Source organism: Lysobacter koreensis, from assembly GCF_042677045.1.
Lineage (GTDB): Bacteria > Pseudomonadota > Gammaproteobacteria > Xanthomonadales > Xanthomonadaceae > Lysobacter_K > Lysobacter_K koreensis.
Genome location: NZ_JBHTIH010000002.1, coordinates 237,653 through 252,465, shown reverse-complemented (window position 1 = coordinate 252,465; position 14,813 = coordinate 237,653). Strand labels below are relative to the sequence as shown.

The window sequence follows — 14,813 nt, the reverse complement described above, 5'->3', positions numbered from 1 at the left end:
CTCAACGTCCTCGCAGGAACCAGCGATCGATTTCGGTCAGGCTGAAGCGCGCCCAAGTCGGACGGCCATGGTTGCATTGGCCCGAGCGCTCGGTGGCTTCCATCTCGCGCAGCAGGGCGTTCATTTCGTGCAGCGTCAGGCGCCGGTTCGCGCGCACCGCGCCGTGACAGGCCATGGTCGACAGCAGTTCGTCGCGCGCCGCAGCCACGCGCCGAGACTCGCCGTGTTCGCGCAGGTCGGCGAGCACGTCGCGCAGCAGCGCCTCGACGTCGCCGTGCGCAAGCAGTGCCGGCACGCTGCGCAAGGTCAGCGACTGCGCGCCGCTGCGGGTCACGTCGAAACCCAGGGTGGCGAGTGTCGCGGCCTCGCGCTCGGCGGTCTCGGCCTCGCGCTCGGACACCGCCAGCATCGCCGGCACCAGCAGCGGCTGGGTGCGCAGGCCTTCGCCGTCGTGCGCGGACTTGAGCTTCTCGTAGCCGATGCGCTCGTGCGCGGCGTGCATGTCGACCACGATCAGGCCGTCGGCGCTCTCGGCGAGGATGTAGATGCCGTGCAGCTGCGCGATCGCGTAGCCCAGCGGTGGCAGGGTGGCGTCGTCGCTCGCGGGCAAGGCGGTCGCCTGCATCGGCAGCGCCTGCGCGGGCGCGCCGTACAACTGCGCGTAACCGGCGCGGGTGTCGGCGACCTGCAGGCCGAGCGGCGCCTGCGGCGCGTTCCAGCGGTAGGCGGCGGAACCTGTTGGCGCGGCGTCGGCCGCGATCACTTGCCAGGCGTCGGCCGGGGCTGAAGCGCCTCCCACACCCTGCCCTATGGCCGTGCCAGCGCGGGTCTCGGCCAAGGCGCCCTGCAGGGTGCGGTAGACGAAATCGTGGATCAGGCGCGCGTCGCGGAACCGCACCTCGTGCTTGGCCGGGTGCACGTTGACGTCGACGCGGCGCGGGTCAAGCTCCAGGAACAGCACGTACGCCGGCTGCCGGCCGTGAAACAGCACGTCGGCATACGCCTGCTTGACCGCGTGCGCGACGCTGCGGTCGCGGATCGCGCGGCCGTTGACGTACAGGTATTGCTGGTCGGCGCTGGCGCGGTTGTACGCCGGTTGCGCGATCCAGCCGTGCAGTCGCAGCCCGGCGGCAGCGTGGTCGACATGCAGGGCGTTGCGCGCGAATTCCTCGCCGAGGGTCTCGTTGAGGCGCACGTCGGACAACAGGTCGCTCTCGCCCTTCCAGCGCTTCGACGGACGGCCGTTGTGCGACACGCGCAGCTCGACGTCAGGGCGCGCCAGTGCGAGCTGCCGCAGCCACTCCTCTATATGACCCAGCTCGGTGCGCTCGGCCTTGAGGAACTTGCGCCGCGCCGGCACGTTGAAGAACAGGTCGCGGACCTCGACGGTGGTGCCCTGCGGGTGCGGCTTGGGCGTGACCGCGCCGACCCGGCCGCCGTCGACGTCGAGCGATGCGCCGTGCGCGGCATCGCCGCGACGCGAGGTCATCGAGAAGCGGCTGACCGAAGCGATCGACGGCAGCGCCTCGCCGCGGAAGCCGAGCGTGCCGACACCCTCGAGGTCGTCGAGCGAGGCGATCTTGCTGGTGGCGTGGCGCGAGATCGCCAGCGGCAACTCGTCGCCGGGGATGCCGGCGCCGTCGTCGCGGATGCGGATCAGGCGGGAGCCGCCTTCCTCCAGGTCGATGTCGACGCGGGTGGCGCCGGCATCCAGGGCGTTCTCGACCAGTTCCTTGACCACGGACGCGGGCCGCTCGACAACTTCGCCGGCGGCGATCTGGTTGATCAGGATGTCGGGCAGCTGGCGTATCGGCACGGCGTCTGCAGCACCGCGCGGATGCCGTCGAAAAGGTCAGCGGTGATGATAGCCCGTAGCGTGCGGTGGGCTTGGGGCCGCTGCTGCCTTTGTCGAGCTGCTGCCGTTGCTTGGAAATCGGCGGGCTTGAGCCCGCCCTACGGGCTGCCGCCGCCCGCGCCGGGCGACATCTGCGCATCGGCGCGCGCGGAGTACATCGTGCCTGGCGGCGGCTGGCGCAGGAAATAGGTATTGACGCCGTCGAGCACCGCGCGTGCGAGCGCGCGCTGGTGCGCCGGATCGGTGAGGCGGCGCTCTTCGTCGGGGTTGGAGATGAAGGCGGTCTCGACCAGCATCGCCGGCATGTCCGAGGTGCGCAGCACCGCGAAGTTGGCGCGCTCGATGTGCGGCTTGTGGTTGTTGCCGACGCGCTTGAGGCCGTCGAGCACGTGCGAGGCCGCGTCTTCGGAAGCCTTCATGTGGCCGCTCTGGGTCAGGTCGAGCAGCACCGAGGCGAGCGTGTTGCTGGTGGTTTCCAGGCGCACGCCACCGATCAGGTCGGCGGCGTTTTCCTTGTCGGCCAGCCAGCGCGCGCGTTGCGAGGACGCGCCCTTGAGCGACAGCACGTACACCGACGAACCCTTGGCGTTGCGGTTTTCGGCGGCGTCGGCGTGGATCGACACGAACATGTCGGCCCTCGCCTGCCGCGCGAGGCGCGCGCGCTGCGGCAGCGGGATGAACATGTCGGTGTTGCGGGTCAGGTAGGCCTTGAGCCCGGGGGTGGCGTTGATCTGGCGGGCGAGCTCGCGCGCGATCGCCAGGGTCACGTCCTTCTCGCGGTTGCCGGCCAGGCCAACCGCGCCGGGATCCTGGCCGCCGTGGCCGGGGTCGATTGCAATCACCAGTGGACGCATGCCGCGGCCGCGCATCACGTCCTTGATGGTCTTGACCGCGCCGGACGGCGGCACGTCGGTCGCGGCCGGTGCCGGAATCGCGCTCGCCGGGGCGCCGGGCATCAGGGTGGGCTGCCCGGTGGCCACGCGAGTGGGAACGCCGGTGGCGACGCGGGTCGGCAGCGCGGTGCTGTCGGCGACAACGACCGCGGGCGGCGGCAACGTGGCGGGCACGGCGGTGCTGATCGGGTTCGCGGCGGTGTTAGCGGCGTTGTTCGTAGTATTCGCGGCCGAGCGCGCGGCGAGTTCCGAGATCAGCCGCGAGGTCGCCGCGCTGGAGGCGGCGGCCGGATCGATCGCAGGCGCGCTCGCGGTGGCGGACGGCGTCGCGGCCATCGAATCGGCGCGAGTTGCCGGCGTCGGATTCGCTGTCGCGGCAGTGACACTCTTGGTCGCGGTCGGCTCGGCACCATCGCCCGGCCATTCGAGCACCAGCCGCGGCCCCGAGCTGCCCGCCTCGATCCGCGGCTTCAGTACGGCGACGGGCTGGGCGAGGTCGAACACGATGCGGGCGGTGCCGGGCGTCGGCGAGCCGGTGCGAATCGCCTTCACCACACCGGCGGCGGCCGGCAGCTGGAAGCCACGGGCCAGGCTCGATGCCGGCAGGTCGACGACCAAGCGGTCCGGGCCGGCCAGGCTGATCAGCTTGAACTGCGCTTCCTGGTCGAGCGCGATCTCCGCGCGGGTGCCGGTGGCCCCGGTGGCGATCTGCAAGCCTTTGATTTCACTGGCGTGAGCAAGGTTCCAGGCCAGCGCCGCGAGCAACGCGGTGCCAAGCAGCAATTTCTGGAAGGTGTCGCCTTTGACTCGCATGGGCCGTAGTCAAGCACCAGCCCCCGGGGATTGCAAGCACTTTTTCCTTTGGAATCCGCAACCTGGCGTAACTTCCTGCGGAACCGTTCAGGAGAGGCCCGGAGAGCCAAGCGTGGCGGTGGCCGCGCTGATTCGGGCCAGCCATGCCTGCCCCACCTCGGTAGGCGCGGACAGCTCGACGCGCCGTCCCACGCCGTCCACCGCCAAGGCCACGAGCAGGTCGGGCGGCGGCAATCCGCCCTGCCCGCGGTCGGGCCATTCGACCAGCCACAGCCGCGCCTCGTCGCCGTCCAGGCCGAGGAACTCCAGCTCGCCGGCGTCGGCGATCCGGTACAGGTCGAGGTGCCAGGCTTCGCCGCCGCTTGCCAGCGGATAGCGCTCCACCAACGTGTAGGTTGGACTGCGGATCGCGCCGACCACGCCGAGCGCGCGCAGCAGCGCGCGCGCCAGGCTCGACTTGCCCGCGCCCAGGTCGCCTTGCAGGTGCACCACCGCGTGGTCGGGGCGCGTGTTCGCCATCGCGGCACCGAGCGCGTCGGTCGCGTCGACATCGGCCAACCACCAGGACATCAGCGACCACCTCCGGGATTGGCCAGGCGCCGCAACCACGGCATCAGGTCGCTCGGCAGCAGGCCGCGCTCGCCGCCATCGCGCGCGGCGGCATCGCCCGCCGCCGCGTGCAGCAAGGCGCCGCACACCGCGGCATCGAACGCGCGCAATCCCTGCGCGCGCAGCGCCGCGATCACCCCGCTGAGCACGTCACCCATGCCGCCCACCGCCATGCCCGGATTGCCGGCCGCGATCACGCAGGTGGTTTCGCCCGGCGCGGCGATTAGCGTGCCCGCGCCTTTGAGCACCACCACGCAGCCGTGGCGATCGCGCAGCGCGTGTACCGAGGCGTAACGGTCTTGCTGGACCTGCGCGGTGGAGATGCCGAGCAGTCGCGCGGCTTCGCCGGGATGCGGCGTGAGAATGCTGTCTGGCGGCAATGGCGCGGCGTGTACGGCGAGCAGGTTGAGCGCGTCGGCGTCGAGCAACAGCGGCTTTCCAGCAGCGAGGGCGCGCGCGAACAACGCCTGCCCCCAGCTGCCCTGGCCGAGTCCCGGGCCGACCGCGACGCAATCGGCGCGCGCCAGCCCGGCGGCCAGTGACTCGGCATCGTCGGCCTGCGCCATGGCTTCGGGCAGGCGTGCCAGCAGTGCCGCGACGTGCACCTGCCGCGTCACGACTTCGACCAACCCGGCGCCCGAGCGCAGTGCCGCCTGTGCGCACAACACGATCGCGCCGCCCGCGCCATGGTCGCCACCGATGGCCAGCACGCGCCCGTGCGAGCCCTTGTGGCTGTCGCGCGTGCGCGGCGATAGCCAGCGCGAAAGATGCGACGTGTCGACGCAGACCGCCACGGGCGCGATGCCCGCGATTGCGGCCGCTGGCAGGTCGAGCGTGGCCAGGGCGAGGCTGCCGGCATGATCGAGCGCCGTGCCGGTGCACAGCCCCATCTTGCGGGCGATGAACTCCAGCGTGTGCTGTGCATTGATCGCGACGCCCGGCGCGCTGCCGAGCCCGGCGTCCACGCCGCTGGGCACGTCCAGCGCGAACACCGGCGCCGGCTGGGCGTTGACCGCCGCGATCATCGTCGCAACGGACGAATCCGGCGCGCGCGACAGGCCGATGCCGAACAGCGCATCGACGACCACGTCCGCCGCCGGCAACTCGCCGGTAAAGGTTTCGGTGCGGCCACCGGCATCCGCGTAGCCGGCGTGCGCGCGCTGCGCCATCACGCCCCGCGGGGCATGTTCGGGCAAATGCAGTACCCGCACCTCGCGACCGGCGGAGCGCGCATGGGTCGCCAACACGTAGCCATCGCCGCCGTTGTTGCCCGGTCCGCAGACCACCAGCAGGCGCTGCGCTTTCGGCCAGCGGTCGAGCAACTCGCGCCATGCCGCCTGCCCGGCGCGCTGCATCAATGCGAACTCGTCACCGAGCAGTTGCGCCGCGCGCGCTTCGATCGCCCGCAGCGAGGCGGCGTCGAACAGCGCATTGGCCGGTGTTTCAAGGGCGGCTGACATCGCGCGATTCTATACTTGCCCGCTTCTATACTGGTTTGGCCGTGAAGCCCCTCGAACACACGCTGGTTCCCACCCCGGACTACGTCGCCCTTGCCGCGCGCATCCGAGAACTCGCGCGCGAGTTCGGCTTCCAGCGTTGCGGCATCGCCGGCATCGAACTGAGCGAAGACGCGGACCACCTGCGCGATTGGCTCGCACAGGGCCTGTACGGTTCGATGGAGTGGATGGCGCGGCACGGCGGCATGCGCGCGCGTCCGGACGAGCTGGTCCCGGGCACCTTGCGGGTGGTCTCGGTCGGCCTGGACTACGGGCGCCGCGACGACGACGAGGCCTGGATCACGCTCGCCGATGGCGAACGCGCCTATGTCGCCCGCTACGCGCTCGGCCGCGATTATCACAAGCTGATGCGCCAGCGCCTGCAGCGCCTGGCCGACCGCATCGCCGAGACCGTCGGGCCGTTCGGCCACCGCGTGTTCGTCGATTCGGCGCCGGTACTGGAGCGCGCGCTCGCGCGCAACGCCGGGCTGGGCTGGATCGGCAAGCACACCTGCCTGATCGACAAGGACGGCGGCAGCTGGTTCTTCCTCGGCGAGATCTACCTCGACCTGCCATTGCCGGTCGATGAGCCGGCGAGTGCGCACTGCGGCACCTGCACGCGCTGCATCGACATCTGCCCGACCCAGGCGATCGTCGCGCCGAATCGGCTCGATGCCCGTCGCTGCATTTCCTACCTCACGATCGAGCACGACGGCGCGATCGACGAGGAGTTGCGGCCGTTGATCGGCAACCGGATCTTCGGCTGCGACGATTGCCAGCTGGTGTGCCCGTGGAACAAGTTCGCCAAGCGCAGCGACGAGCCGGACTTCCGCGCGCGCAACGAACTGGACCGCGCGACGCTGGCGCAGCTGTTCGCGTGGGACGAGGAGGAATTCCTGCAGCGCACCGAAGGCACCGCGATCCGCCGCAGCGGCCACGAGCGCTGGCTGCGCAACATCGCGATCGCGCTGGGCAACGCGCCGACGTCGCCGGAGGTGCTTGCCGCGCTCGAATCAAGGCGCCAGTCGGACAACGGCGTGGTGCGCGAGCATGTCCAGTGGGCGCTGCAACGCCATGGTGCCCAGTGAGCCGTCGTCCCGAACGCAGTGACGGACCTGCTGCAGGACACTCGCAGGGAATTGGATTCCCCGCTCCGTTTGGGATGACGACTCAAGTCAGATGGTGCGTTGCAGGAACAGCGGCAGAAATGCCCTCATCAGGCCCGCGCGCGCAACTCATTCAATATCTCGCGGGTCACCGGATCATCCGCCGCGACCTGCCCGTCCAACGCCGGCCGCAGGCGCGTGGCGACCTGCTTGCCCAGTTCGACCCCGAACTGGTCGAACGGGTTGATGTCCCAGACCAGCGCCTGCAGGTAGACGCTGTGCTCGTACAACGCCAGCAACGCGCCTAGCGCGTGCGGGGTCAACGCATCGAGCAGGATCAGCGTGCTCGGCCGGTTGCCCGGGTAAGCGCGGTGCGGGTCGTCGCTGGCTTCACCGGTCGCGAACGCCTCGGCCTGCGCGAACAGGTTGGCGAGCAGGGCGCGGTGGTTCTCGGGATACGGATGATCCAGCGCCAGCACCCCGATCAGGTCGGATGGCACGACCTGGGTGCCCTGGTGCAACGCCTGGAAGAAGCTGTGCTGGCTATCGGTGCCTGCCCCGCCCCACCAAGTCGGCACTGTGTCGGCCGCCACCGGAGAACCGTCGACGCGCACCGACTTGCCGAGGCTTTCCATCACCAGTTGCTGCAGGTAGCTGGGCAGCAGTTTCAGGCGTTCGTCGTACGGCAGCACCGCGTGGGTGCCGAAGCCGAGTGCGTTGCGGTTCCACACCGCGGTCAACGCGTGCCATGCGGCGAGGTTCTGCGCCATCGGCGTGGCCAGCACATGGGCGTCCATCTGCGCGGCGCCCGCGAGCAAGGCTTCGAAACCGTCCATGCCGATCGCCAGCGCGATCGGCAGACCGACCGCCGACCACAGCGAATAGCGCCCACCGACCCAGTCCCACATCGGCAGGACGCGCTCGGATGGAATCGCGAAAGTGCTGGCCGCGCGCGCCACGTTCGCGGTGATCGCGTAGAGACGCGAGTCGTCGCCGAGCCACTCGCGCAGGATCGCGCCGTTGAGCAGCGTCTCCTGGGTGCCGAAGCTCTTGGAGATCAGCAGTGCGGCGGTGCGCTTCGGATCGAGCCCGGCAAGCACGCGCTGCGCGGCATGGCCGTCGACGTTGGAGAGGAAATGCACGCGGAACCGCCCCCCCTGCAAGGGTCCGAGCACATCGACCGCGAGTCGCGGTCCCAGATCCGAGCCGCCGATGCCGACGCTGACGATATCGGTGACCTCGCTGGCCGCCAGAGACTCGACCATGGCCCGCATCGCGTCGCGCGCCGCAACCGCTTGGGCGTGTGCGGCAGAGGCTGCGGGGGACGTCGACAGATCGCTGCGCAACGCGGTGTGCAGTGCCGGGCGGGCCTCGGTGGCGTTGACCGCCTCGCCGTCGACCAGGGCGCGCAGGCGCGCGGGCGCCCCGATCGCCTCGAGCATGCCGAACCCGGCCGCGAGGGCCTCGCGGTCGTAACGCTGGCGCGCGAAAGTGGCGTAGATCGGGCCGACCCGCAACGCGAAATCGCTGGCCCTGGCTGGATCGGCCTCGATCAGTTCGGCGATGCGGCTGCCAGCCAGACGCGCCGCGTGGGCGCGCAGCAGTTCGATACGGTCAGCAGCGTCCATGCCGGTCGCTTCAGGCGGCCTGGGCGGGCATGGAATGGTTGGTGTGGGTCAGCTGGTTGTGGCGGTCTACGTAGACCAGGGTCGGCTTGAACTTGGCCGCCTCGGCCTCGTCGCAGCTGCCGTAGGCGCAGATGATCAGCAGGTCGCCGGGCTGGGCGCGGTGCGCGGCGGCACCGTTGACCGAGATCACGCCACTGCCCTCTTCGCCCCGGATGGCATAGGTGATGAAGCGGTGGCCGTTGTTGACGTTGTAGATGTGGACCTGCTCGTACTCGCGGATACCGGAGATATCCAGCAAGCGCCCGTCGATCGCACACGAGCCTTCGTAGTGCAGTTCGGCGTGGGTAACGGTGGCCCGGTGGATCTTGGCCTTGAGCACATTCAGCTGCATGTCGGTCTCCGTCCGCGGACGTGCGGGCGCGAAAACCGAAGTTTAGCAGCGCATTCCGCGCTGCAACATCGGGCCGGGCAGCGTTCAGCCGGCGTCTGGCTTTGGTCCAGCCGGGCTGGCATTACCGAACCTTGCTAGCGCGAGAACTCGAGGTTGTCGATCAGCCGGGTCCGGCCCAGCCGGGCCGCGACCAGCGCGATCCGCGGTCCGCGCGCGGCGTCCTCGGCAGGCTGCAGGTCGGGACCACGGACCACCGCGTAATCGACGAGGAAGCCCGCCGCGGCCAGCTGCGCGGCGGCCTCAGCCTCCACCCCCGCCGTGGCTTTCCCCGCCTGTATCGCCTCGCGCATGGCCTGCAACGTGCGCTGGATCAGCGCCGCACGCGGGCGCTCTCCCGCGGACAGGTACTGGTTGCGCGAACTCATGGCCAATCCGTCGGCCTCGCGCAGGGTGTCACCGGCGAGCACCTCCAGCGGCAGCGCGAGGTCTTCGACCAGATAGCGAATCACCGCCAGTTGCTGGTAATCCTTGCGGCCGAACACCGCGACGTCGGGCTGGACCTGGTTGAACAGGCGGGTGACCACCGTGGCCACGCCATCGAAGTGGCCCGGCCGGTGCGCGCCCTCGAGCACTTCGGTCACGCCCGGCACGCGCACCTGCACCGCGGCCTGCGCGCCGTGCGGATACATGGTCGCGACCGAGGGCAGCCACAGCAGGTCGCCACCGGCCGCCGCCAGGCCCTCCGCGTCGGCCTCGGGCGTGCGCGGGTAGGAACCGAAGTCCTCATTGGGACCAAACTGCGTCGGGTTGACGAATACGCTGACGACGATGCGGTCGGCACGTTCGCGCGCGAGCTGCAGCAGCGAATGGTGGCCGGCGTGCAGGTTGCCCATCGTCGGCACGAAGCCGATGCGCAGGCCGGCGCGCTTCCATTGGCCGATGCGCTCGCGCAGCACGGCCAGCTCAGTGACGGTTTCGATCATGCGGTTTCCTGGATATTCGGCGCCGGCGCGACGCGGCAGCGCGCGGGCACTGCGCTAGGCGTAGGAATGTTCGGCATCCGGGAAGGTGCCATCGCGCACCGCGGCAGCGAATGCCCCGATCGCTCCCGCGATCGAACCGCCATCGGCGAGGAAATCCTTGACGAACTTCGGCCGGCGATGCCCGCTGTTGATGCCCAGCAGGTCGTGCAGCACCAGCACTTGGCCATCGCATTGCGGGCCGGCACCGATGCCGACCGTCGGGATCTCCAGGTCGGCGGTGATCGCGGCGGCGAGCGGGGTCGGCACGCATTCGAGCACCAGCAGCGAGGCGCCGGCCTGCGCGACCGCGAGTGCGTCGGCGCGCACCTGCGACGCGGCCGCATCGTCGCGCCCCTGCACCTTGTAGCCGCCCAGGCGCAGCACCGATTGCGGGGTCAAACCCAGGTGCGCGCAGACCGGGATCTCGCGCTCGACCAGGTAGCGGATCACCTCGAGCTTGTGGCCTGCGCCTTCGAGCTTGACCATGCCGGCGCCGGCCTGCAGCAGGCGGGTGGATGCCGCCAGCGCGGTTTGCGGCGAGGCATCGGCCTGGAACGGCAGGTCGGCGATCAACAGCGCGCGCGCCAGGCCGCGGGCGACGCAGGCGGTGTGGTAGGCGATGTCGTCGACCGTCACCGGCAGCGTGCTGCCGTGGCCCTGCACCACCATTCCCAGTGAATCGCCGACCAGCACCAGGTCGACGCCGCCGGCATCGAGCGCACGCGCGAAGCCGGCGTCGTAGCAGGTCAGCATCACCAGCTTGCGGCCGCCGCGCTTGGCGTCGAGCAGCGCGGGCACGGTCCAGGGCTTTTCGTTGGGGGCGGCGGCGTACATGGCGCTAGCCTATCGCTTGTATGTCCACGGTGGCCATCGCGGCCAGCAGCTCCCGGGCCGGACCGTGGCCGGGCACGACCAGGTCGGGCGCGATTTCGAGCAGCGGTACCAGCACGAAGGCGCGCTCGTGCAGGTGCGGATGCGGCACGTGCAGGCCCGGCTCGTCGATCAGCGTGTCGCCATGGAGCAGCAGGTCGAGGTCCAGGGTGCGCGGGCCCCAGCGATCGTCGCCGCTGCGGTCACGACCGGCCCCGCGTTCGATCGACAGCAGTTCGGCGAGCAGGTCCTGCGGCTCGCGGCGCGTTTCCAGCATCGCCACCGCGTTGACGAAATCCGCCTGCGCCGTCACGCCCCAGGCGGGGGTGCGATACAGGCGCGAGGCGCGCAGCAGGCGGGTACCGGCCAGGCCATCGAGCGCACGCAGCGCGGCACGCAAGGTCGCGGCGGCGTCCCCGACGTTGCCGCCGAGGCCGACGAACGCCACCGTCGCCGCTTTCACTCCGCCGCCGTGGCCGGACCGCGTCGACGCCGGCGCCGCTTGCGCGGCTCCCCGTCGATTTCCCCGGCCGGCTCGGGCTGGGCATCGAGCTGGGCGGCCAGCACGTCGCCAGGCTGGTCCTGCACGTCGCGCCAGAACGCGACGTCCTCGGCATGTTCGGGCGAAGCCGCCAGCCGCAGGCTCAGGAAATCGAATGCCGCGCGGAAGCGCGGGTGCGCGAGCAAGCGGAACACGCGCTTGCGCTGGCGCTGCGAAAAGCGCGACTGCAACAGCCAGATTTCCTGCATCGGCAGCGAGAACCGTCGCGGCAGCGCGATCGTCGACAACTGGTGCACGGTGACGCGGTCGGCGGCGCGGCGTTCGGCCTCGACCGCGTGCATGCCCCCCGCCTGCAGCGCCATCAGCGCCCGGCAGTAGGCCGGCCACAGCAGCAACGCGAACAGGAACGCCGGCGATACCGGCTCGTCGTTGGCCACGCGCTGGTCGGTGCCCCGCAGGCCCTCCAGCAGCATCCGCCGCAGCGCACCGCTGCGGTTGGACTTGAGCGCTGCCGCGGTTTCGGGCAGCAGCGCCGGCAGCAGGCCGTAACGCTCCAGGCCGAGGAAACTCTGCACGGCGTGGCCGGACAGGAACATCTTCAGGCACTCCTCGAACAGCCGCGCCGGGGCCGCTTCGGCCAGCAACGGTGCGAGCTGCGGGATCGGCGCGGCGGTCGCCGCCTCGATCTCGAAATCGAGCTTGGCCGCCAGCCGCACCGCGCGCAGCATGCGCACCGGGTCTTCGCGGTAACGCGTCTCCGGGTCGCCGATCAGGCGCATCAGCCGGTTCTGCACGTCTTCGAAGCCACCGGTGTAGTCGCGTACCGAGAAATCCTCGATCGCGTAGTACAGCGCGTTGGCGGTGAAGTCGCGGCGGATCGCGTCGTCCTCGATCGTGCCGAACACATTGTCGCGCAACAGTCGGCCGCCCTCGTGAGTCTCGCGGTCGCCGCTGCCGTCGTCTACGTTGGCGCGGAAGGTCGCGACCTCGAGGATCTCGCGCCCGAACACCACGTGCGCCAGCCGGAATCGGCGGCCAATCAGGCGGCAGTTGCGGAACAGCTGCTTGACCTGCTCCGGCGTCGCGTCGGTGGCGATGTCGAAGTCCTTGGGATGGCCGCCGACCAGCAGGTCGCGCACCGCGCCCCCGACCAGGTAGGCGCCAAAGCCGGCGTCGCGCAGGCGGTACAGCACGCGCAGCGCATTGGGGCTGATGTCCCGGCGCGAGACGTTGTGCTGGTCGCGCGGGATGACCCGGAGGATGGGATTGGCTGGGCTGTAGTCGGGCTGCATCTTGCGGGCGTCGCCGCGTTCCATGTTGATGTGGCGGAAACCATTGCCGACGGCAACAGCGCCGCATATACTAGCAGGCCGCGTTACGTTGAGAGTCCGGCGCGGACCCTGCTCCCATCGTCTAGAGGCCTAGGACGTGGCCCTCTCAAGGCTAAAACACGAGTTCGAATCTCGTTGGGAGCACCAATTTCGCGATTCATTCGCAAAAAGCCCGTGCAGCGATGCGCGGGCTTTTTTTTGCCTGCGAAGGGCACTCCCCGCTCTTGGGCGGCCATGGCGCACTCGCTACACTACTGAATGCCACCGCCTTCATCGCCCATTCCACACGGATTCCGCCATGCCCTTCGTCGTCACCGAGAGCTGCATCAAGTGCAAGTACACCGACTGCGTCGAGGTGTGCCCGGTGGACTGTTTCCACGTCGGCCCGAACTTCCTGGTGATCGATCCGGACGAGTGCATCGACTGCACCCTGTGCGAGCCCGAGTGCCCGGTCAACGCGATCTACCCCGAGGATGACGTGCCGGCCGGCCAGGAGATGTTCGTGGCCTTGAACGCCGAGCTGGCCAAGGCCTGGCCGGTCATCACCGCGCGCATCGACGCGCCGGCCGATGCGAAGGACTGGGAAGGCAAGCCCGACAAGCTGGCGTTGCTCGAACGCTGATCCACCCCCACGCACGGGCTGGATTGCACCAAGAAAAACGGGCGCTTCGGGCGCCCGTTTTCATGTTCGCGGTCGAACCGGCTCAGTTGCCGCCGATCGCCGCCTTGAGTGCGGCGATCAGCTTGGCCGGCGGCTCGCCGGTGGCCGGCAGACCGCGCGGATCGACCGCCGACACGTAGGCACCGGCGTCGGCCGCGCTGACCCGCACCAGGAAGTTGCTGCCTTCGTAGTTGACATCGAACGCACCGAGCAGCTGTGCGCGGCTGGCGACGTTGACGCCTCCGACCTTGGCCAGCGCGTCGCCGACCTTGTTGAAGACCTCGTCGCGGCTGCCCGGAGTGGTGAAGCCGATCGTCGAGCTTGCCGGCGTGGCCGCGGTGCCGGCGGCTGCAGCGGGTGCCATAGGCGCGGCGGACGCTTGGCCAGACGCCGTGACCGAACCGCTCGGCACTCCCATCGCGCCGTCGCTGCGCGGCAGGTCGAGGTCCGGCGGCACTTCCAGTGGACGGCTTTCCGCGCTCTGCGCATAGAGCTTGTCGCCCTTGCGGAACCAGCTGCAGCCACTGGCGCCGAGCAGGCCCACCACCAGCAGGCCGGCAACCGCGGCACGCGGCAAGGAAACGGGGACGGGAACGGACATGGGAATCTCCAGGTTCAGGCCGCGAGCGAATCGCGGCAGGCGTGTTCGAGTTCGAGTACGGCCGCGGCGATCGCCGCGGCCGCATCGGCATGTTGGGAGGACAGCGGCAGCAGCGGCAGCCGCAGGCCGTGGCCGATTCCCAGGCGCGACAGCAGCGCCTTGACCGGGATCGGGTTGGATTCCACGCCGAGGAAATCGTAGACCGCGGCCAGTTGCGCGTCCCAGGCCAGGGCTTCGGCGCCCTTGCCGGCGCGGGCGAGGTCGGACAAGCGCCGGAAAGACCCCGGCAACACGTTCGAGCCGACCGAGATGACGCCGTCGGCGCCGGCGAGCATCGCCCGGCACGCGGTCGGGTCGTCGCCGCTGAGCACCGCGAAGTTCTCGCTCTTGAAGGCGAGCAACGCGGCCATGCGCTCGGGCTCGCTGCGCGCTTCCTTAATGCCGATGATGCGCGGATGCGAAACCAGTTCGGCAACCGTCTCCGGAAGCAGGTCGCCGCCGGTTCGGCCCGGCACGTTGTAGAGCACGACCGGCAGCGCGCCGTCGTCGGCTATCGCGCGGTAGTGCGCCACCAAGCCGGGCTGGGTCGGTCGCACGTAGGGCGGCGTGACCACCAAGGCGGCGTCCGCGCCCAGCGCCGCGGCGCGACGGGTGTACTCGATGGTCTTGGCGGTGTTGGAGCCGCCGGTCCCGGCCAGCACCGGCACATGCCTGTCACCAGCATGCCCGGCGACGAACTCCACCGCGCTGCGCAGCAAAGTGTCGAACTCGACATCGAAAAGCGCGGCGGCCTCGCCGGTCGAGCCGGCGACCACGATCGCCTGGGTACCGCCGTCGAGTTGCAGCGCCAGCAGGCGCAGCCACGCTTCGAGATCGATCTCGCCGGACGCGTTGAACGGCGTCGCCAGCGCGGTAATGCTGCCGAAAAGTCGCAAGTGGGAAGCCTTTGCGTGGAAGTCGCGTGAAGGGCGGCAACAGGCGCCGCGCATGCACCGATGTTACTTGCGGCGTGAAAGCGCGGGCAAGTATGCTCCC

General features: G+C 70.0%; 14 protein-coding genes and 1 tRNA gene. 3 read left to right on the top strand and 12 right to left on the bottom strand.

Annotated features, from left to right (window positions below; translation table 11 throughout):
- Position 1: 1 nt before the first annotated feature.
- The 4 genes from mutL to ACFQZQ_RS01320 form a co-directional block, all read right to left on the bottom strand.
- Complete coding sequence (gene mutL, locus ACFQZQ_RS01335) at positions 2–1,816, bottom strand: DNA mismatch repair endonuclease MutL (protein ID WP_386810889.1); 1,815 nt, start codon at positions 1,814–1,816, stop codon at positions 2–4.
- 137 nt (positions 1,817–1,953) lie between these two features.
- Positions 1,954–3,561 (bottom strand): N-acetylmuramoyl-L-alanine amidase, encoded by a 1,608-nt coding sequence (locus ACFQZQ_RS01330; protein ID WP_386810888.1) that lies wholly within the window; start codon positions 3,559–3,561, stop codon positions 1,954–1,956.
- 87 nt (positions 3,562–3,648) lie between these two features.
- A complete protein-coding gene (tsaE, locus tag ACFQZQ_RS01325; protein ID WP_386810887.1) occupies positions 3,649–4,131 on the bottom strand; it encodes a tRNA (adenosine(37)-N6)-threonylcarbamoyltransferase complex ATPase subunit type 1 TsaE in 483 nt (160 codons plus the stop codon).
- On the bottom strand, positions 4,131–5,630 hold the full coding sequence (locus tag ACFQZQ_RS01320; protein ID WP_386810886.1) for an NAD(P)H-hydrate dehydratase: 1,500 nt from the start codon (positions 5,628–5,630) through the stop codon (positions 4,131–4,133). The genes tsaE and ACFQZQ_RS01320 overlap by 1 nt, the downstream gene beginning before the upstream one ends.
- Positions 5,631–5,692: 62 nt before the next feature.
- Here ACFQZQ_RS01320 and queG point away from each other — a divergent pair, with 62 nt between their 5' ends.
- A complete protein-coding gene (gene queG / locus ACFQZQ_RS01315; protein ID WP_386811624.1) occupies positions 5,693–6,754 on the top strand; it encodes a tRNA epoxyqueuosine(34) reductase QueG in 1,062 nt (353 codons plus the stop codon).
- Between the two features lie 128 nt (positions 6,755–6,882).
- Here queG and pgi read toward each other — a convergent pair whose 3' ends face one another.
- The 6 genes from pgi to pcnB form a co-directional block, all read right to left on the bottom strand.
- Positions 6,883–8,400, bottom strand: a complete 1,518-nt coding sequence (gene pgi, locus ACFQZQ_RS01310) for a glucose-6-phosphate isomerase (RefSeq protein ID WP_386810885.1) — start codon at positions 8,398–8,400, stop codon at positions 6,883–6,885.
- A 10-nt stretch (positions 8,401–8,410) separates the two neighbouring features.
- The gene (gene panD, locus ACFQZQ_RS01305) at positions 8,411–8,791 is read right to left on the bottom strand and encodes an aspartate 1-decarboxylase (protein ID WP_386810884.1); all 381 of its coding nucleotides are present in this window, start codon (positions 8,789–8,791) and stop codon (positions 8,411–8,413) included.
- A gap of 134 nt (positions 8,792–8,925) precedes the next feature.
- Positions 8,926–9,774 (bottom strand): pantoate--beta-alanine ligase, encoded by an 849-nt coding sequence (gene panC, locus ACFQZQ_RS01300; RefSeq protein ID WP_386810883.1) that lies wholly within the window; start codon positions 9,772–9,774, stop codon positions 8,926–8,928.
- 54 nt (positions 9,775–9,828) lie between these two features.
- On the bottom strand, positions 9,829–10,647 hold the full coding sequence (panB, locus tag ACFQZQ_RS01295; protein ID WP_386810882.1) for a 3-methyl-2-oxobutanoate hydroxymethyltransferase: 819 nt from the start codon (positions 10,645–10,647) through the stop codon (positions 9,829–9,831).
- Positions 10,648–10,651: 4 nt separating this feature from the next.
- Positions 10,652–11,146 (bottom strand): 2-amino-4-hydroxy-6-hydroxymethyldihydropteridine diphosphokinase, encoded by a 495-nt coding sequence (gene folK / locus ACFQZQ_RS01290; protein WP_386810881.1) that lies wholly within the window; start codon positions 11,144–11,146, stop codon positions 10,652–10,654.
- Positions 11,143–12,501 (bottom strand): polynucleotide adenylyltransferase PcnB, encoded by a 1,359-nt coding sequence (gene pcnB / locus ACFQZQ_RS01285; RefSeq protein WP_386810880.1) that lies wholly within the window; start codon positions 12,499–12,501, stop codon positions 11,143–11,145. Before pcnB ends, folK begins: the two co-directional genes overlap by 4 nt.
- Positions 12,502–12,587: 86 nt before the next feature.
- On the opposite strand from pcnB, the gene ACFQZQ_RS01280 reads away from it, so the two are divergent.
- A tRNA-Glu gene (locus ACFQZQ_RS01280) sits at positions 12,588–12,663 on the top strand.
- A gap of 151 nt (positions 12,664–12,814) precedes the next feature.
- A complete protein-coding gene (fdxA, locus tag ACFQZQ_RS01275) occupies positions 12,815–13,138 on the top strand; it encodes a ferredoxin FdxA (RefSeq protein ID WP_386810879.1) in 324 nt (107 codons plus the stop codon).
- A gap of 82 nt (positions 13,139–13,220) precedes the next feature.
- Here the strand turns inward: fdxA and ACFQZQ_RS01270 are convergent, their stop codons facing one another.
- Both ACFQZQ_RS01270 and dapA read right to left on the bottom strand, forming a co-directional pair.
- The gene (locus ACFQZQ_RS01270) at positions 13,221–13,778 is read right to left on the bottom strand and encodes a hypothetical protein (protein ID WP_386810878.1); all 558 of its coding nucleotides are present in this window, start codon (positions 13,776–13,778) and stop codon (positions 13,221–13,223) included.
- 14 nt (positions 13,779–13,792) lie between these two features.
- Entirely contained in the window at positions 13,793–14,713 is a 921-nt protein-coding gene (gene dapA, locus ACFQZQ_RS01265) for a 4-hydroxy-tetrahydrodipicolinate synthase (protein ID WP_386810877.1), read from the bottom strand.
- Positions 14,714–14,813: the final 100 nt, after the last annotated feature.

Bases quoted from the DNA above. Each gene is read 5' to 3' on its own strand.
- ACFQZQ_RS01270 (WP_386810878.1), bottom strand. From the start codon at position 13,778: ATGTCCGTTCCCGTCCCCGTTTCCTTGCCGCGTGCCGCGGTTGCCGGC.
- fdxA (WP_386810879.1), top strand. From the start codon at position 12,815: ATGCCCTTCGTCGTCACCGAGAGCTGCATCAAGTGCAAGTACACCGAC.
- panD (WP_386810884.1), bottom strand. From the start codon at position 8,791: ATGCAGCTGAATGTGCTCAAGGCCAAGATCCACCGGGCCACCGTTACC.
- ACFQZQ_RS01320 (WP_386810886.1), bottom strand. From the start codon at position 5,630: ATGTCAGCCGCCCTTGAAACACCGGCCAATGCGCTGTTCGACGCCGCC.
- tsaE (WP_386810887.1), bottom strand. From the start codon at position 4,131: ATGTCCTGGTGGTTGGCCGATGTCGACGCGACCGACGCGCTCGGTGCC.
- pgi (WP_386810885.1), bottom strand. From the start codon at position 8,400: ATGGACGCTGCTGACCGTATCGAACTGCTGCGCGCCCACGCGGCGCGT.
- panB (WP_386810882.1), bottom strand. From the start codon at position 10,647: ATGTACGCCGCCGCCCCCAACGAAAAGCCCTGGACCGTGCCCGCGCTG.
- pcnB (WP_386810880.1), bottom strand. From the start codon at position 12,501: ATGGAACGCGGCGACGCCCGCAAGATGCAGCCCGACTACAGCCCAGCC.
- panC (WP_386810883.1), bottom strand. From the start codon at position 9,774: ATGATCGAAACCGTCACTGAGCTGGCCGTGCTGCGCGAGCGCATCGGC.
- ACFQZQ_RS01330 (WP_386810888.1), bottom strand. From the start codon at position 3,561: ATGCGAGTCAAAGGCGACACCTTCCAGAAATTGCTGCTTGGCACCGCG.